The organism is Rhodococcus sp. BP-160, from assembly GCF_019836205.1.
Classification (GTDB): domain Bacteria; phylum Actinomycetota; class Actinomycetes; order Mycobacteriales; family Mycobacteriaceae; genus Rhodococcoides.
The window spans coordinates 1-17,481 of record NZ_JABUEK010000004.1 but is presented as its reverse complement, the minus strand read 5'-3'; the positions used below and the strand labels follow the sequence as shown (position 1 = coordinate 17,481).

General features: G+C 67.2%; 19 protein-coding genes. 17 read left to right on the top strand and 2 right to left on the bottom strand.

The features are described from left to right. The first annotated feature begins 91 nt into the window (after positions 1-91). From rpmE to HQ306_RS16290, 15 genes are all read left to right on the top strand, one after another. Entirely contained in the window at positions 92-325 is a 234-nt protein-coding gene (gene rpmE, locus HQ306_RS16360) for a 50S ribosomal protein L31 (RefSeq protein ID WP_027507227.1), read from the top strand. 101 nt (positions 326-426) lie between these two features. After that, positions 427-1,506: a peptide chain release factor 1 gene (prfA, locus tag HQ306_RS16355; RefSeq protein WP_204868638.1), complete on the top strand. Its 1,080-nt coding sequence runs from the start codon at positions 427-429 to the stop codon at positions 1,504-1,506. Between the two features lie 45 nt (positions 1,507-1,551). Further along, positions 1,552-2,433 carry a peptide chain release factor N(5)-glutamine methyltransferase gene (prmC, locus tag HQ306_RS16350; RefSeq protein ID WP_056448594.1) on the top strand — a complete coding sequence of 294 codons (882 nt, stop codon included), beginning with the start codon at positions 1,552-1,554 and terminating at the stop codon, positions 2,431-2,433. A 61-nt stretch (positions 2,434-2,494) separates the two neighbouring features. Next, positions 2,495-3,157 carry an L-threonylcarbamoyladenylate synthase gene (locus HQ306_RS16345; protein WP_027507224.1) on the top strand — a complete coding sequence of 221 codons (663 nt, stop codon included), beginning with the start codon at positions 2,495-2,497 and terminating at the stop codon, positions 3,155-3,157. A gap of 125 nt (positions 3,158-3,282) precedes the next feature. Continuing rightward, positions 3,283-4,371: a glycosyltransferase family 4 protein gene (locus HQ306_RS16340; protein ID WP_081821490.1), complete on the top strand. Its 1,089-nt coding sequence runs from the start codon at positions 3,283-3,285 to the stop codon at positions 4,369-4,371. 1 nt (position 4,372) lies between these two features. Continuing rightward, positions 4,373-4,834, top strand: a complete 462-nt coding sequence (locus HQ306_RS16335) for a hypothetical protein (RefSeq protein WP_197027871.1) — start codon at positions 4,373-4,375, stop codon at positions 4,832-4,834. A gap of 477 nt (positions 4,835-5,311) precedes the next feature. Further along, on the top strand, positions 5,312-6,037 hold the full coding sequence (atpB, locus tag HQ306_RS16330) for a F0F1 ATP synthase subunit A (RefSeq protein ID WP_374197686.1): 726 nt from the start codon (positions 5,312-5,314) through the stop codon (positions 6,035-6,037). Between the two features lie 79 nt (positions 6,038-6,116). Then, positions 6,117-6,362 carry an ATP synthase F0 subunit C gene (locus HQ306_RS16325; RefSeq protein WP_204868635.1) on the top strand — a complete coding sequence of 82 codons (246 nt, stop codon included), beginning with the start codon at positions 6,117-6,119 and terminating at the stop codon, positions 6,360-6,362. 7 nt (positions 6,363-6,369) lie between these two features. Then, on the top strand, positions 6,370-6,936 hold the full coding sequence (locus HQ306_RS16320; RefSeq protein WP_204868634.1) for a F0F1 ATP synthase subunit B: 567 nt from the start codon (positions 6,370-6,372) through the stop codon (positions 6,934-6,936). Next, positions 6,933-7,763: a F0F1 ATP synthase subunit delta gene (locus HQ306_RS16315; RefSeq protein WP_200933823.1), complete on the top strand. Its 831-nt coding sequence runs from the start codon at positions 6,933-6,935 to the stop codon at positions 7,761-7,763. Before HQ306_RS16320 ends, HQ306_RS16315 begins: the two co-directional genes overlap by 4 nt. A gap of 128 nt (positions 7,764-7,891) precedes the next feature. Beyond that, on the top strand, positions 7,892-9,535 hold the full coding sequence (atpA, locus tag HQ306_RS16310) for a F0F1 ATP synthase subunit alpha (RefSeq protein WP_027507217.1): 1,644 nt from the start codon (positions 7,892-7,894) through the stop codon (positions 9,533-9,535). A 42-nt stretch (positions 9,536-9,577) separates the two neighbouring features. Continuing rightward, positions 9,578-10,552 (top strand): F0F1 ATP synthase subunit gamma, encoded by a 975-nt coding sequence (locus tag HQ306_RS16305; protein WP_222632721.1) that lies wholly within the window; start codon positions 9,578-9,580, stop codon positions 10,550-10,552. A 2-nt stretch (positions 10,553-10,554) separates the two neighbouring features. Continuing rightward, positions 10,555-12,006, top strand: a complete 1,452-nt coding sequence (atpD, locus tag HQ306_RS16300; RefSeq protein WP_027507215.1) for a F0F1 ATP synthase subunit beta — start codon at positions 10,555-10,557, stop codon at positions 12,004-12,006. Between the two features lie 6 nt (positions 12,007-12,012). Beyond that, positions 12,013-12,381 (top strand): F0F1 ATP synthase subunit epsilon, encoded by a 369-nt coding sequence (locus HQ306_RS16295; RefSeq protein ID WP_027507214.1) that lies wholly within the window; start codon positions 12,013-12,015, stop codon positions 12,379-12,381. Between the two features lie 47 nt (positions 12,382-12,428). Further along, on the top strand, positions 12,429-12,863 hold the full coding sequence (locus tag HQ306_RS16290; RefSeq protein WP_231476479.1) for a DUF2550 domain-containing protein: 435 nt from the start codon (positions 12,429-12,431) through the stop codon (positions 12,861-12,863). Positions 12,864-12,887: 24 nt separating this feature from the next. On the opposite strand, the gene HQ306_RS16285 is transcribed toward HQ306_RS16290, so the two are convergent. Next, a complete protein-coding gene (locus HQ306_RS16285; RefSeq protein ID WP_222632719.1) occupies positions 12,888-13,469 on the bottom strand; it encodes a cob(I)yrinic acid a,c-diamide adenosyltransferase in 582 nt (193 codons plus the stop codon). Positions 13,470-13,534: 65 nt separating this feature from the next. Between HQ306_RS16285 and murA the strand changes: the two genes are divergently transcribed. Continuing rightward, a complete protein-coding gene (gene murA / locus HQ306_RS16280) occupies positions 13,535-14,788 on the top strand; it encodes a UDP-N-acetylglucosamine 1-carboxyvinyltransferase (RefSeq protein ID WP_027507211.1) in 1,254 nt (417 codons plus the stop codon). Between the two features lie 18 nt (positions 14,789-14,806). Here the strand turns inward: murA and HQ306_RS16275 are convergent, their stop codons facing one another. Further along, positions 14,807-16,216 (bottom strand): PLP-dependent aminotransferase family protein, encoded by a 1,410-nt coding sequence (locus tag HQ306_RS16275; RefSeq protein ID WP_222632717.1) that lies wholly within the window; start codon positions 16,214-16,216, stop codon positions 14,807-14,809. Positions 16,217-16,311: 95 nt separating this feature from the next. On the opposite strand from HQ306_RS16275, the gene HQ306_RS16270 reads away from it, so the two are divergent. Beyond that, the gene (locus HQ306_RS16270) at positions 16,312-17,007 is read left to right on the top strand and encodes a pyridoxamine 5'-phosphate oxidase family protein (protein ID WP_261770148.1); all 696 of its coding nucleotides are present in this window, start codon (positions 16,312-16,314) and stop codon (positions 17,005-17,007) included. Positions 17,008-17,481 lie beyond the last annotated feature (474 nt).

Genomic DNA, 17,481 nt, shown 5'->3' with positions numbered 1-17,481 from the left:
GACAGCTGCTCTGGCATACTGATCGGCCGAGTCCGGTTCCGGTTCACGCACTCGACAGTCGAGGCGACCCGGCGACCATGAAAGGGACACCATGAAGGCAGGAATCCACCCCGATTACACAGCGACGACAGTCGTGTGTGGTTGCGGACATACTTTCGAGACCCGCAGCACCAACTCGGCGGAGCGCATCAACGTCGAGGTCTGCTCGCAGTGCCACCCGTTCTACACGGGCAAGCAGAAGATCCTCGACACCGGCGGCCGCGTGGCTCGCTTCGAGGCTCGCTACGGCAAGCGCGCAGGCAAGAAGGCCGACGCCGACAGCTAGCTCTTCCGCCGACGCCCGTTCCGAGATTCGTCTCGGGGCGGGCGTCGGTCGTTTCTGCACCATTGTTCGTTGACATTCTTCGGTTCGACAGGGAGAACACCGTGGCCGCCTCCGCGACACCGTCCGCGATCGACGACATCCTCGCCGAGCACGCCGGACTCGAGCGCGACCTGTCCGATCCCTCGCTGCACGACGATCCGGCCGCGGCTCGCCGCGCCGGTAAGCGGTTCGCGCAGCTGGCCCCGATCATGAGTGTGTACTCCAAGCTCAGTGCCGCGCGCGACGATCTCGAGGCGGCCCGCGAGCTCGCTGCCGACGACGCGAGTTTCGCCGCCGAGATCCCGGCGCTCGAGGCGACCGTGGCCGAGCTCGACACCACCCTCACCGACCTGCTCGCGCCCCGTGATCCTCACGACGCCGACGACGTCGTGCTGGAGGTCAAGTCGGGTGAGGGCGGCGAGGAGTCCGCCCTGTTCGCGTCCGATCTCGCTCGGATGTACGTCCGGTACGCCGAGCGCCACGGCTGGCGGGTCGAGATCCTCGACGCGAACGTCTCCGATCTGGGTGGGTACAAGGACGCGACGCTGTCCATCAAGGCGCGCACCGACACCGCCGACGGTGTGTGGTCGCGGTTCAAGTTCGAGGGCGGCGTGCATCGGGTGCAGCGTGTTCCCGTCACCGAATCGCAGGGACGAGTGCACACGTCGGCGGCCGGCGTCCTGATCTACCCGGAGCAGGACGAGGTCGAAGCCGTCCAGATCGACGAGACCGATCTGCGCATCGACGTCTACCGCTCGTCCGGCAAGGGTGGCCAGGGCGTCAACACCACGGACTCCGCGGTGCGCATCACGCATCTGCCCACGGGCATCGTCGTCACCTGTCAGAACGAACGCTCCCAGCTGCAGAACAAGGCGAGGGCGATGCAGGTGCTCGCCTCGCGGCTGCAGGCGGCGGCCGAGGAAGCGGCCGACAAGGAGGCGGCGGCCGGGCGTGCGAGCCAGGTGCGCACCGTCGATCGGTCCGAGCGCATCCGCACGTACAACTTCCCTGAGAACCGCATCACCGACCACCGCATCGGCTTCAAGTCGCACAACCTGGACGCCGTTCTCGACGGTGACATGGACGCGCTCCTCGACGCGCTCGCCGCGGCCGACCGACAGGCGCGGCTCCAGGCGGAATGACCTCCGCGTGATCGCCGGGCCGACCGGCAGTGCGAAGCTGTGTCGGTGAGTCGCGTCCCGCTACGTCTGGCCATCGTCGAGGCAACCCGCGTCCTGACCGAGGCCGGCGTCCCCAGCCCGCGGGTCGACGCCGAGTTGCTCGCCGCGCATCTGCTGTCGGTTCCCCGCGGGCGGCTCGGCCTGACCCCGTTGGTGGAGCCCGAGGTCGCCGAGGCCTACCGTGCGACCGTCGCGCAGCGTGCGAAGCGAATTCCGTTGCAGCACATCATCGGAACGTCGTCACTGGGGGAGATCGACGTCGAGGTGGGCCCCGGGGTGTTCGTCCCCCGCCCGGAGACGGAACTGTTGCTCGCCTGGGCACTCGCGTTCCTCGAGTCCGCCGGGCGGCATCCGCCCGTCGTCCTCGACCTGTGCACCGGAAGCGGCGCACTCGCCCTCGCGATCGCCCACGCTCGCCCGGACGCCGTGGTGCACGCGGTGGAGAAGGATCCGCACGCGTTGGCGTGGGCGCGGCGCAACGCCGACCTGCGGGCGTCGGACGGCGACACTCCCGTGCATCTGCATCACGGTGACGTGACCGAGAGGACGGTGCTCACGGAGCTCGACGGCACCGTCGACCTGGTCGTGGCGAACCCGCCCTACGTGCCGACGAGTGCGCGGCTCGATCCCGAGGTGATCGACCACGATCCGCACGTCGCGCTGTTCGGTGGCCCGGACGGGCTGTCCGTCATCGAGCCGATGATCGCGAACATCGCGCGGTGGTTGCGGATCGACGGGGGAGTGGGCATCGAGCACGACGACTCCCACGGAGACCGGGTGGTCGCCCTCCTGGAGGGGCGAGCGGTGTTCGGAGACGTGTCCCAGCATCGGGATCTCGCGGACCGCCCACGCTTCGTCGTCGCTCGTCGGCAGCGCCGGATCACCTAGGACGCGAGATCGCGCCACCGCTGCGCAGGCGTGCCGTGCACGCAGTGGCAAGATGGGCCGGGTGTCCACCGTCTACGACTGCTCCGATTCCGCCTCTCGCGCGGCAGGTCTCGATGCCGCCAAGCGTGCGCTGTCGTCCGGCCGACTGGTCGTGATGCCCACCGACACCGTGTACGGGCTGGCCGCGGACGCCTTCGACAGCAGCGCCGTCACGGATCTGCTCCGCGCAAAGGGGCGCGGCCGCGACATGCCGGTGCCGGTGCTCGTCGGGTCCTGGCACACGATCGACGGCCTCGTGCTGGGAGTGCGGCAGGCGGCGCGCGATCTCATCCGCGCGTTCTGGCCCGGAGCCCTGAGTCTCGTCGTGCACCAGGCGCCGTCGCTCGCGTGGGACCTCGGCGACGCCCGCGGCACCGTCATGCTCCGCATGCCGCTGCATCCGGTGGCTCTCGAACTGCTGCGCGAGGTGGGCCCCCTGGCCGTCTCGAGTGCGAACATCTCCGGCCGCCCGCCCGCCGTCACGGCGGAGGACGCCCGCGTACAGCTCGGCGGGTCCGCGGCCGTGTATCTCGACGGCGGTCCGGCCGAGCACGCGCTCGCGTCGACGATCGTCGACCTGACGGGGGACACCCCGCGCATTCTCCGCGTCGGCGCGGTCTCGACGAGCGAGATCGCCGAGGTCCTCGGCGTGACCGCCGAGTCGCTCGTCGCCGGAAGCGCCTGACGAATGCCGCACTCGGCTCCGCCGCGGGAGTCACCGTGGTGACGGCCGTGCCCACGCACGCGAGTGCGCTCCTGGCCCAGTCGGACGGGGGCGCCGGTGTCCCCATCCGCGAGCTTCTTCTCGTCATGCTCACGGCAGCGGTGGTGACGTTCCTGGTCACCGGAGCCGTCCGGCTCGGCGCTCTGCGTTTCGGCGCGGTGGCCGTACCGCGTGAGCGCGACGTCCACGTCACCCCGACGCCCCGGCTCGGGGGTATCGGTATCTACCTGGGGCTGCTCGTCGCGCTGCTCTTCGCGCAGAAGCTGCCGGCCCTCACCCGAGGGTTCGAGTTCACCACGGACGTTCAGGCGGCCCTGGTCTCCGGGTTCATCATCATGGCCGTGGGTGTGGTCGACGACCGGTGGGGCCTGGACGCGCTGACCAAGTTCGCCGGTCAGGTCACCGCGGCCGGTGTCCTGGTGCTGATGGGCGTCAGCTGGTACCTGCTGTATCTGCCGTGGGGCGAGGGGTCGACGCTGATCCTGGACCAGCTGCAGGCGGGTCTCGTCACCGTGCTCATCGCCGTGGTCATGATCAACGCGATGAACTTCATCGACGGTCTCGACGGCCTCGCCGCGGGCGTCGGCCTGATCGCCGCGGTGGCCATCTGTCTGTTCTCCGTCGGACTGCTGCACGAGCAGGGCGGTGACGTCAGCGCCTACCCGCCCGCGATGATCGCCGCGGCCCTCGCCGGTGCGTGCCTGGGGTTCCTGCCGCACAACTTCCAGCCGGCGCGCATCTTCATGGGCGACTCGGGTTCCATGGTCATCGGCCTCATGCTCGCCACCGTCGCGACCAGTGCGTCCGGACGTATCGGGCTCAGTGCCTACGGCACGCGGGACCTCCTGGGTCTGCTGACCCCGTTGCTGCTGGTGGGCGCGATCATGTTCATCCCGATCCTCGACCTGCTGCTCGCGATCGTGCGTCGCACGCGTGCAGGCCGCAGCCCCTTCAGCCCGGACAAGATGCACCTGCATCACCGTCTGCTCCAGATCGGTCACTCGCATCGCCGCGTGGTGCTGCTCATCTACTTGTGGGTCGGTGTGCTCGCGTTCGGGGCGGTCGGCGCGTCCCTGTTCGATCGCCGCCTCGTGGTGCTGCTGCTCGCCGGCGGACTCGTCTTCGCCCTGGTGGTCACCGCGGTGCCGTCGTTCCGGGATCCGGGCCGCCGGTAACCTGCGTGTCGTGACCTTCTCGCCCGCACCGATCCCGTCCTCCACCGCACCGCTCCGCGCCGCCGTCCGGTACGGCGTCATCGCCCTGCTCGGCCTCGCCGTGGTCGCCGCGATCATCGCGGTGCTCGTCGCCGGCCTCGAGGGTCTGTGGGGCGCGCTGCTCGGGTCCGCGGTCGGTGGTCTGTTCATCCTCGCCACCGCCGCATCCGTCCTGTTCTCGGCCAAGTTGCCGCCGACCGCGGTCGGGGCCGTCCTGCTGGGCGGGTGGATCGTGAAGATGCTGATCGCGGTGATCGTGCTGGGACTGCTGCGGGGGATGGACTTCTACAACCGCCCGACACTGGGCATCGTGGTGCTCGCGTCCCTGGTCATCGTCCTGGGTGCCGAGATGTACGGCATCTTCCGGCAGCGTGTTCCGTACGTCGATTCCCCCGCGGGCGACCCCGACTCGGACGTTCAGTAGTACGACATTTTGTAGTAGTGTCGTCCGCGGAGCGACCCCCGACACAACTCAGCGTGTTGTGTTGATAAAGTTCCTTTCGAGCGAGGGCTTACCGGGCGTAACGGACACATCGCGCCGCCCGGAACCGTCTTTGCAGGTGATCGACGTCACCGAAGCTGTTTCTCGTAGTCCACGCCATGTGAGAGTGTGTACCGCGACGAAGCGTCCGTTTCGAGACGTCGCGTCACCGAGTCGACGAAGTCGCCGACACCCGACAGACGCGGGACCGTGAGCACGGTCCGACGCGGCTGACGACTACTCGAGCCGACCCGAGTCGACTTGTAGATCGTCCTAGCTCGATCGTGCCCGAATGCCATACGTCCGATCGAACCGTGGGTGTCCTTCGCCTGCGGCCGAACACGGGAGAGACCGCTGAGCGTCACCAACTTGGCCGCGGAGTTCCATCCGCCGTCACTGTCCGACTTTTTCCCACCGGCCATCCTGTTCGAGGGCACCCCGTTCGAGCTCGACCGGTTGATGCTCGTCCGCATCCTGATGACCGTCGTGCTGATCGCCTTCTTCGCACTGGCGATGCGCAGCCCGAAGATCGTGCCTCGCGGCATCCAGAACATCGGCGAGATCGCTCTCGGCTTCGTCAAGGACCAGATCGCGAACGAAGTTCTCGGCAAGGAGCAGGGCAAGCGTTTCCTGCCCGTCATCGCCACGATCTTCTTCGCCGTTCTGTTCCTGAACGTGTCGGGCATCATCCCGTTCATCAACATCTCGTCGAATGCCCGAGTGGGCATGCCGATCGTGTTGGCGGCCCTCGCGTACATCGTCTTCAACTACGTCGGCATCAAGAAGTACGGGTTCTTCAAGTACGTGAAGAGCAGCATCGTGGTTCCGGGTGTGCCGATCGCGATGCACGTGCTGCTGATCCCCATCGAGTTCATCTCGACCTTCATCCTGCGGCCGTTCACGCTGACCGTGCGACTCATGGCCAACATGCTCGCCGGCCACATCATGCTGGTGCTGTTCTTCAGCGCGACGCAGTTCTTCTTCTTCGAGGCCGCTGCGGGCATGAAGGTGTTCGGCATCTTCTCTCTCGTGGCCGGCTTCGGCTTCACTCTGTTCGAGATGCTCGTCATCTTCCTGCAGGCCTACGTGTTCGCGCTGCTGACGGCGGTCTACATCGACCTCGCCCTGCACGCAGACTCGCACTGACCATCCGAACCACCAGCCACCTGACAGAACCTGACCCGCTGCCGTCCGGTCGTGGGCAACAGAAAGGGAACGAATCACAATGAGCCTCAGCTACCTCGCGCAGGAAGCCCAGGAAATCACCGGCAGCGGCTACGGAGCCATCGGCTACGGCCTCGCGGCCATCGGCCCCGGCATCGGTGTGGGCATCGTGGTCGGTAAGGCCATCGAGGGCATCGCGCGTCAGCCCGAGCTCGCCGGCCAGATCCGCACCAACATGTTCCTCGGCATCGCGTTCACCGAGGCCCTCGCGCTGATCGGCCTCGTCGCCGGCTTCGTCTTCGCCTGACATCGCCATGACGACGCCAATCGCAGTCCTCGCAGCAGCGGAAGGAGGAGAGGACGTCAATCCTCTCCTTCCCGCCACCTACGACATCGTCTGGTCTGCGATCTGCATCGCCGTCATCGGGTTCTTCTTCTGGAAGTACGTTCTTCCTCGTTTCCAGAAGGTGCTCTCCGACCGGTCCGAGCAGATCGAAGGCGGGATCAAGCGCGCCGAAGAGGCACAGGCCGAAGCCAAGGAGGCGCTCGAGCAGTACCGCGCCCAGTTGGCCGACGCACGCCAGGAAGCCGCCAAGATCCGTGAAGACGCACGCACCCAGGGTCAGCAGATCCTCGCGGAGATGAAGACCAGTGCACAGGCGGAGAGCGACCGCATCGTGGCCTCCGGTCACCAGCAGCTCGCGGCTCAGCGTCAGCAGATCGTCACCGAACTGCGTGCCGATCTGGGTCGTACGGCTGTCGAGCTGGCCGAGAAGGTCATCGGCGAGCAGCTGTCCGACGACGTCAAGCGTGCCGGCACGATCGATCGTTTCCTCGACGAACTCGATTCTGTCGGCGCAGATTCCGCTAGCGGGAAGTGAGCACCATGTACGCAGCGAGTCGTGAAGCCCTCGCCGAGGCCCGCACCGTCCTGACGGCCGAGCTCGATGCGGCGTCGGATGCGACGTCGGCTGCCGCCGGCGCCGGATCCGACCTCTTCGGGGTCGTGTCGGTGCTCGACGGACAGCGTCCACTGCGCGCCGCACTCGCGGACGCGTCGGCTGCTCCGGATGCGCGACGCGCGCTCGCGGGCCGCCTGTTCGACGGCAAGATCGGTGCAGCGGCCACCGCCGCACTGCAGGCCGCCGTCGCACAGAACTGGTCGTCGGCCCGTGACCTCACCGACTCGCTCGTACTCCTGGGCCGTGAGGCACTTCTGCGCGCGGCGCAGGACCAGGATCAGTTGGGCACCGTGGAGGACGAGCTGTTCCGTCTCGGCCGCATCATCGCCGGCGATCCTGCCCTCGAGCAGGCGCTGTCCGATCGAAGCAAGCCCGCCGAGGCGTCGGGATCGCTCCTGTCGACGTTGCTCTACGGCAAGGTCACCGCGATCACCGAGGCCCTGGCGATCCAGGCCGTCGGTCGACTGAAGGGTGCTGCACCGGCATCCGTGTTCGGCGAACTGTCCGCACTCGCGGCCACTCGTCGTGACAAGGAGGTCGCTCACGTCCGCAGCAGCACCGAGCTGAGCGACGATCAGATCTCTCGGCTCACGTCCAGGCTGGAAGGTATCTACGGCAAGTCCGTGACCGTCCACGTGGAGGTGGACCGGGAACTGCTGAGCGGACTGGTCGTCCGTGTCGGCGACGAGGTCATCGACGGCAGTGGTGCGGGTCGTCTCGCCTCCCTGAGGAAGTCGCTCCGGTGAGCGGTACGCATCGCAGCACCCGAGTTCTGTAGCAAGCCCAGTTCGGTAACAAGCCCCACCCCGCGTTTCGGACGTCGACCGCACAGCCGGTCCGGCCACGAAACACCAGACAGTGAGAGCAGGAAAACATGGCGGAGTTGACGATCTCCTCCGACGAGATCCGTAGCGCGATCGAGAGCTACACAGCGAACTACGCACCGGAGTCCTCTCGTGAAGAGGTCGGTCTGGTGTCCGACACGAGCGATGGAATCGCTCACGTGACGGGCCTCCCGTCCGCGATGTCGAACGAGCTGCTGGAGTTCCCCGGCGGCATCCTCGGCGTGGCACTGAACCTCGACGACCGTGAGATCGGTGCCGTCATCCTCGGTGACTACGAGCACATCGAGGAAGGCCAGGAAGTCAAGCGCACCGGCGAGGTCCTCTCGGTCCCCGTCGGCGACAACTTCCTCGGACGCGTCATCGACCCGCTGGGCAAGCCCATCGACGGTCTCGGTGACATCGAGTCGAACGAACAGCGTGTCCTGGAGCTCCAGGCGGCATCGGTGCTCGAGCGCCAGCCCGTCGAGGAGCCCCTCGCGACCGGCATCACCGCCATCGACGCCCTGACGGCTATCGGCCGCGGCCAGCGTCAGCTGATCATCGGCGACCGCAAGACGGGCAAGACCGCCGTCTGCGTCGACGCCATCATCAACCAGAAGGCCAACTGGGAGACCGGCGACGCCGACAAGCAGGTGCGCTGCATCTACGTCGCCATCGGCCAGAAGGGTTCGACCATCGCGGGCGTCAAGTCCGCTCTGGACGAGCACGGCGCCATGGAGTACACGACCATCGTCGCCGCTCCCGCGTCCGACTCGGCCGGCTTCAAGTGGCTCGCCCCGTACACCGGTTCGGCCCTCGGCCAGCACTGGATGTACCAGGGCAAGCACGTCCTCATCGTGTTCGACGACCTGACCAAGCAGGCCGAGGCGTACCGCACCATCTCGCTGCTGCTGCGTCGCCCGCCGGGCCGCGAGGCGTACCCCGGTGACGTCTTCTACCTGCACTCCCGTCTGCTCGAGCGGTGCGCGAAGCTGTCCGACGAGCTCGGTGGCGGTTCGATGACGGGTCTGCCGCTGATCGAGACCAAGGCCAACGACATCTCGGCCTTCATCCCGACCAACGTCATCTCCATCACCGACGGCCAGGTCTTCCTCGAGTCGGACCTCTTCAACAAGGGTGTCCGTCCCGCCATCAACGTCGGTACCTCGGTGTCCCGAGTCGGTGGCGCGGCGCAGACCAAGGGTCTGAAGAAGGTTGCCGGTTCGCTCCGTCTGGAGATGGCTCAGTTCCGCGAGCTGGAGGCGTTCTCCGCCTTCGCGTCCGACCTCGACGCCGCGTCCAAGGCGCAGCTCGAGCGCGGTGCCCGCTGGGTCGAGCTGCTCAAGCAGGACCAGTACACCCCGGTGTCCGTCGAGGACCAGATCGTCTCGATCTACCTCGTCGACGCCGGCTACTACGACACGGTCCCGGTCGAGGACGTTCGTCGCTTCAACCGCGAGCTCCTCGAGGATCTGCACCGCAACGCGTCGAGCGCCTACGAGGCGATCGCCGGCGGCAAGGTTCTCAAGGACGAGGCCGCCGACGCGATCACGAAGGCGACCGACGAGTTCAAGCAGGGCTTCCTGACGTCCTCGGGCGAGCGGATCGTCAACGAGGCAGAGGCCGACGCGCTCGACAAGGGCGACGTCGACCAGGAGAAGGTCACCGTCACTCGCAAGACTGTCAGCAAGTGATGAGCGGACCCGTGGCACGTCGAACAGGGAGTGAGGTGACAGATGCCCAGCATTCGTGAGCTGCGCTCCCGGATCAGGTCGACCAACTCGATCAAGAAGATCACCAAGGCGCAGGAACTGATCGCGACCTCGCGCATCACCAAGGCGCAGGCCCGCGTCGAGGCGTCGAAGCCGTACGCCACCGAGATCACCAAGGTGCTCTCGGCGTTGGCCAGTGCCTCGGGTTCGCTGGACCATCCGCTGCTCACCGAGCGTTCGGAGCCCAAGCGGGCCGCCGTGCTCGTCGTGACCAGCGACTCGGGTCAGTGTGGTGGCTACAACTCCAACATCCTTCGTGAGGCCGAGGAGCTCCAGCAGCTCCTCAAGTCCGAGGGCAAGGAGCCGGTCATCTACGTTCTGGGCCGAAAGGGCCTGACGTACTACACGTTCCGTGATCGCGACGTCAAGGGCGCGTGGACGGGCTTCTCGCAGCAGCCGGCGTACACCGATGCCGCGAAGGCCGCCAAGCACCTCGTCCAGCTGTTCATGGCGGGGTCCGGCGAGGAGATCGAGGCACCGAACGGCGAGGGCACGGTCGAGGGTGTGGACGAACTCCACATCGTCTACACCACCTTCGTGTCGATGCTGTCGCTCAAGCCGACGGTGCGCCGCATGGCTCCTCTGGAGATCGACTACGACGACGAGGAGATCGAGCTGGGTGCAGACATGCTCAGCGACTCGCCGTCGTCGAAGGAGGTCACCGCGCAGTACGACTTCGAGCCGGAGGCGGACACGCTGTTGTCCGCGCTGCTCCCGAAGTACGTGAGCACCCGCATCTACGCCGCACTGCTCGACGCGGCGGCATCCGAGTCGGCCGCTCGTCGCACCGCGATGAAGGCCGCCACGGACAATGCCAACGATCTGGTCAATGCCCTGTCACGCCAGGCCAACCAGGCACGCCAGGCTCAGATCACCCAGGAAATCAGCGAGATCGTCGGCGGCGTCGACGCGCTTGCCGCGAGCTCAGGAAGAGACTGAACATGACCGCAGCAGTAACCGATAGCACGGGTTCCGGCGCCAAGTCGTCCGAGAACGGGCGCGTCGTGCGCGTCATCGGTCCCGTCGTCGACATCGAGTTCCCCCGTGGATCCATCCCCGCGCTGTTCAACGCGCTGAACGCAGAGATCGAGCTGAAGGCCGTCGCCAAGACGCTGACGCTCGAGGTCGCCCAGCACCTCGGCGACAACCTCGTGCGCACCGTGTCGATGCAGCCCACCGACGGCCTCGTCCGCGGCACCCCCGTCGTCGACTCCGGCAAGCCGATCTCGGTTCCCGTCGGTGACGTCGTCAAGGGCCACGTGTTCAACGCCCTCGGCGACTGCCTGGACAGCCCCGGACTCGGCCGTGACGGCGAGCAGTGGGGCATCCACCGCAAGCCCCCGGCCTTCGATCAGCTCGAGGGCAAGACCGAGATCCTCGAGACCGGCATCAAGGTCATCGACCTCCTGACCCCGTACGTCAAGGGCGGAAAGATCGGTCTGTTCGGCGGCGCAGGCGTCGGCAAGACCGTGCTCATCCAGGAGATGATCACCCGTATCGCACGTGAGTTCTCCGGCACGTCGGTGTTCGCCGGCGTCGGTGAGCGCACGCGTGAGGGCACCGACCTCCACCTCGAGATGGAGGAGATGGGCGTTCTGCAGGACACCGCCCTGGTGTTCGGTCAGATGGACGAGCCGCCGGGCACGCGTATGCGCGTCGCCCTCTCGGCTCTCACCATGGCCGAGTACTTCCGCGACGTGCAGAACCAGGACGTGTTGCTCTTCATCGACAACATCTTCCGGTTCACGCAGGCAGGCTCCGAGGTATCCACTCTCCTCGGCCGCATGCCGTCCGCCGTGGGCTACCAGCCCACCCTCGCCGACGAGATGGGTGAGCTCCAGGAGCGCATCACCTCGACGCGTGGTCGTTCCATCACGTCTCTGCAGGCCATCTACGTGCCCGCCGACGACTACACCGACCCCGCACCGGCGACGACCTTCGCCCACCTCGATGCCACCACCGAGCTGTCGCGTCCGATTTCGCAGAAGGGCATCTACCCCGCTGTCGATCCGCTGACGTCCACCTCGCGCATCCTGGAGGCGTCGATCGTCGGAGACGAGCACTTCCGCGTCGCCAACGAGGTCAAGCGCATCCTGCAGAAGTACAAGGAGCTGCAGGACATCATCGCCATCCTCGGTATGGACGAGCTGTCCGAGGAGGACAAGGTCACGGTCTCCCGTGCCCGTCGTCTGGAGAAGTTCCTCGGCCAGAACTTCATCGTCGCCGAGAAGTTCACCGGTGAAGAGGGTTCGGTCGTGTCGCTGGCCGACACCATCGAGGCGTTCGACAAGGTCACCAAGGGCGAGTACGACCACCTTCCCGAGCAGGCCTTCAACAGCTGCGGTGGACTCGACGACGTCGAGGCCGCAGCCAAGAAGATCTCCGGAAAGTAGTCCGAGATGGCTGAGATGGACGTCGAACTGGTCGCAGTCGAGGAACGCCTGTGGTCGGGAACGGCCACGCTGGTCAGCGCTCAGACCACCGAGGGCGAGATCGGCATCATGGCCGGACACGAGCCGGTTCTCGGTCAGTTGATCGAGGGCGGCACCGTGGCCATCACGACGGGCGACGGTGAACGGCGCGTCGCCGCCGTGCACGGTGGTTTCCTGTCGGTCACCGGCCGGACCGTCACCATCCTCGCCGAGTCCGCCGAGTTCGCGGAGGACATCGACGTCGAGGCTGCGCGGTCCGTGCTGTCCGAGGGCTCCGACGACGAGGAGGCGCTCGCGATCGCACGCGGGCGTGTCCGCGCGGTCGAGCGGGCCTAGGTACACGAGAAGAAGCCGCGGCGGGTTCCGAAGAGATGACGTCCTGGATGACAGTGCTTGTCGTTCTGGTCGTGCTGCTCGGAGGGCTCGCCGCGGCTTTTCTGTATCGGTTGGTGCTTCTCCGCCGCGGGGGCACTGCCGTGATCCTGCGCAGTCTTCCCGCCGCGGCGGGAAGTGGGTGGCGTCACGGCATCGTCCGCTACGGCGAGAACGTGCTCGTGTTCTACAAGCTGTCGAGTCTGCGTCCGGGTCCGGACCGCCGCATGATCCGCCAGACTCTGATCCAGGGCGAGCGGCGCAGTCCGCAGAGCTCCGAGTTCGACATCATGAGTGACGAGACCGCGATCGTCGAACTCGACGCGGGGGACCGCCGCTACGAGATCGCCATGGAGCGTGGCCCGTTCACTGCATTCACGTCGTGGCTCGAGTCGAGGCCGTCCGACCGGTCGCAGCGCAACATGCCGGGCAGCGGCCCGGCCTGACACCTCGCTCGCTCGGGCCCGTGGTCAGTCGCGCGAACGCTCGCCGCCCGGCTTCCACAGGACGTCGCCGTCCGGGTTGGTGACCCGCCCGAGAATGAACAGCAGATCCGACAGTCGGTTGAGATAGGTCGCCGGCAGCGGCCCCGTCGTCTCGGCATGTGCCTCGACAGCGGCCCACGCTGCCCGCTCCGCCCGTCGCGCGACGGTGCGCGCCTGGTGTAGAAACGCGGAAGCAGCCGTCCCGCCAGGAAGGACGAAGGAGGTCAGCGGCGCGAGAGTGTCGTTGAACTCGTCGCACCACGTCTCGAGCCGCGTGACGTACTCCGGCGTGACGCGCAGCGGTGGGTACTTCGGGTTCTCCTGGATGGGAGTCGACAGGTCGGCTCCGGCATCGAACAGATCGTTCTGGATCCGGCGCAACACCGTCGCCACGCCCTCGGGCGGTGATCCGACCGCCAACACCAGTCCCAGAGCAGCGTTCAGTTCGTCGCACTCCGCGTAGGCCACGACCCTCGGGTCGTTCTTCGAGACGCGGGAGAAGTCGCTGAGACCCGTCGTCCCGTCGTCGCCGGTACGGGTGTAGATCGAGGTCAGGTGAACCGCCATGGATCAACCCTACTGGCAGTCGGCCGATGCTCTGATCGACGACCGATGCCTCTACTGTTGACGTCGTGAGTGAACGTTTCCTGGTCACCGGCGGTAGTCGTCTCTCCGGCGACGTGTCGGTCGGTGGGGCGAAGAACAGCGTGCTGAAGTTGATGGCCGCGGCGCTGCTCGCCGAGGGCACGACCACCCTCACCAACTGCCCCGACATTCTCGATGTCCCCCTCATGGCCGACGTTCTCCGCGGGCTGGGGTGCGACGTCGAACTCGAGGGGGATGCCGTGCGCATCACCACCCCCGCAGAGCCGAAGTATCACGCCGACTTCGCGGCGGTACGCCAGTTCCGTGCGTCGGTGTGCGTCCTGGGACCGCTGGTCGCGCGGTGTCGCAAGGCCGTGGTGGCACTGCCCGGCGGCGACGCCATCGGCTCGCGTCCGCTCGACATGCACCAGTCGGGTCTCCGCCTGCTCGGCGCGCACAGCGAGATCGAGCACGGGTGTGTGGTCGCGACAGCGGAGAAGCTGCACGGCGCGACGATCCGGCTGGCCTTCCCGTCCGTGGGCGCGACCGAGAACATCCTGATGGCGGCGGTGCTGGCCGACGGCGAGACCGTGATCGACAACGCTGCCCGCGAGCCGGACATCGCCGATCTGTGCGCGATGCTGAACAAGATGGGTGCTCGCGTCGAGGGTGCCGGAACTCCGACGCTGACCATCATCGGTGTCCCCAGCCTGAAGCCCACCGAACACCGCGTCATCGGTGATCGCATCGTGGCCGCGACGTGGGGCATCGCCGCGGCGATGACCTGTGGCGATGTCACGGTGTCGGGGGTCAATCCCAAGCACCTCACCCTCGTGCTCAACAAGCTGAAGGCGGCCGGCAGCACCGTCACCCTCCGCCCCGACGGATTCCGCGTCGTGCAGGAGGAACGACCGGTGGCCGTCAACTTCGCCACGCTCCCGTTCCCCGGGTTCCCGACGGACCTGCAGCCCATGGCGATCGGCCTCGCCTCGGTGGCCAACGGCACGTCGATGATCACCGAGAACGTCTTCGAGGCCCGGTTCCGCTTCGTCGAGGAGATGATCCGGCTCGGTGCCGACGCGCGAACGGACGGCCACCACGCGGTGGTCCGCGGAGTGTCGCGGCTGTCGAGTGCACCGGTCTGGTCCTCGGACATCCGCGCGGGCGCCGGTCTGGTGCTCGCCGGCCTCGTGGCCGACGGCACCACCGAGGTGCACGACGTCTATCACATCGACCGCGGTTACCCGCGGTTCGTCGAGCAGCTGCAGGATCTCGGCGGAGACATCGAACGCGTGCAGTGACGCTCGCGCCGCTGCACGTCAGTCGCGGTGGCGTCGGAGTTCGTCGATGAGAACGGTGAGTGCCGTTCGGAGCTCCGTGTCGGTCAGTCGGCCGTAGCCGATCACCAACCCGCCCACGTCGGTGTGCGATCGAGTGGACAGCGCGACGGTCGGTACCTCGATTCCGCGGTGTGCTGCGCCGCGGGCGACCGCCTCCGCTCGTCCCGGCGACAGGACGAGTGTCGTGTGCATACCCGCGCCCAGGCCACGGAGTTCACCGAACGGCGACAGCGAATCCCGTACTGCTGCATCGTGATCGCGGTAGCGCCGCCGCGCCGCTCGCACCGTGCGATCCCACTCGCCATCGTCGAGCAGTGACGTCATCGCCGAGCACAGGGGTGTCGACGGGAAGTCGCCCGTGGCCAGGCGGTAGTCGAGCACCGGCCGGACGAGGTACGACGGCAGCACCATCCACCCGAGTCGCACGCCTGCGCCCAGGGTCTTGGCGATGGTGCCGAGGTAGACGACGCGATGCGGATCAAGGTGCGCCAAGGCGGGGAGCGGCGCGACGTCGTAGCGGTACTCGGAGTCGTAGTCGTCCTCGACGACGACGGTGTCGGTGCTCTGCGCATGGGCGATGAGAGCGGCACGACGTCCCACGTCGAGGGTTCCGCCGGTGGGGTACTGGTGAGACGGTGTCACGTACACGGCGCGTGTGGTCTCGGGCGTGGACGCGAGCGTGTCGACCCTCATGCCGCCGGCATCCACGGGGACGTCGTACAGGTCCCAGCCCATCGCGATCGCCGCCGACGCCGCAGTCCGATATCCCGGATCCTCCATCGCCAGAACAGGTCTCGGTTCCGGACGGTCCGCGCGAATCGCCGCGAGTGCCAGAGTCAGCCCATGGGTGGCACCCGTCGTCACGACCACGCGATCGGGATCGACGCTCATTCCGCGCGCACGGCCGAGCAGCGAACACACGCTGCGGCGAAGACGGACGGGCCCCGCCGGATCGGGGTAACCGGGGGGAGCGGGCTCCGTGCCGGCGATGCGCCACGCCCGCCGCCATGCCGCGGTCGCCGAGGGCGGTGTCCAGGGGATGCCCGGTCGAAGCGCGAGCGTGGGGGGAGCGCTGTCCGCCTCTGCGCGTGGACGCGCGTCGGATACGGCGGCGGTGGTCGGTGTGACGGACCGCAGGTCGGGGGAGACGAATGTCCCGGATCCGGCGCGGCCCTCGATCCATCCCTCTGCTGCGAGCTGGTCGAAGGCCTGATCGGCGACGCCGCGGGAGACCGACAGCTCTGCGGCCAGCGATCGGGTCGACGGGAGACGATCGCCGGCGACCAGAAGTCCGTCGACGATGGCGGTGCGTAGTGCGTCGGCGATCTGCAACGGGAGTGGACGCGTCGAGGATCGGTCCACGGAAAGTGGTAGCGCGTGTGAGGCCATGACGTCGATGCCTTCCCGCTGGTCGAAGTGGTCCAGCCGAACAGTATCGAAGTGGACCGTGACGGCGGACCACTTCGTTCAGCACACTGATTCGCATGACGATGCACGATGCCCATGGCCGGCGGCCCGACACCTCGTCGACGGCGACAGCTCTCTCTCCGACACCCCGAACGACGTTGCGACGCAACCGAGCTCGCGCCCAGGCGGATCGCGCTGCTCTGACGGACGTGCTCGACGCCGCACAGCTCTGTCACCTCGGAGTGGTGGTGCAGGGAAGTCCCCTCGTCGTCCCGACTGCGTTCGCCTACGACCTGGACGGTCCCGATGCCGACGGGACGTTGTACCTCCACGGCTCGGTGGCCGCGACGACCCTGGGCGCTCCCGGTGACGTCTGCGTGAGCATCACGGTGCTGGACGGTCTGGTGCTGGCGCGCTCCGCGTTCCATCACTCGATGAACTACCGGAGTGCCGTGGTGCGGGGGACACCCCGTGTCGTGGACGACGAGGGCGAGCGCGCCGTCGCACTCGATCTCATCGTGAACAAGCTGGTCCCCGGCCGAACCGATGTGGTCAGGGCCAACACTCGCAAGGAGCTGGCCGCGACTCGCGTGGTGGCACTGCCGCTGTACGAGGCGTCGGTGAAGGCACGGTCGGGCGGACCGAACGACGACGAGGGGGACATCGCCGCCGGGGGAGTGTGGGCCGGCGTCCTCCCGTTGAGGACGCAGGTCGGCGAACCCGTCCCGGCGCCCGATCTGGACGAGATCGGCGCGGCATCCCCACCGATGTGAGCGGCGTCATAGTCGGACTGTCGCTCCAGGGTGAGCGGGCGCGGGCCCCGACATACGCGTTGACCTGGGCCGACGCCGCGTGGACCGCGGAACACCTGCCGATTTGCATGGAGCGGTCCACAGGCGTAACTTTCTTCGAGTCAGAGCGACACGGACACCGACCGAAGGCCTTACGGGGCTGGGCGAACGAGGTGGGACGGAGTCGCATGGCCGATCGGACAGAAAAGGTTCGTCTGCACGTCGTGTAGGCTGAGCGTACAGTCCAACTTCCTGATCTACGTGGTGCCTGGTGTTTGACTCGGGTGTTGCGGTGTGGTTAGGCTGGAACGGTTGCCCCGGATCCTCCCGCTTCGTGTGGGTGGTGGTGGTGTGTGCGTGTTCTTTGAGAACTCAACAGTGTGTCGATGAATGTCAGTGCCAATATTTTGTTTTGGTTTGCTGGTTCTTCTCCTTCTTCCCGTCGGGGAGGGACCG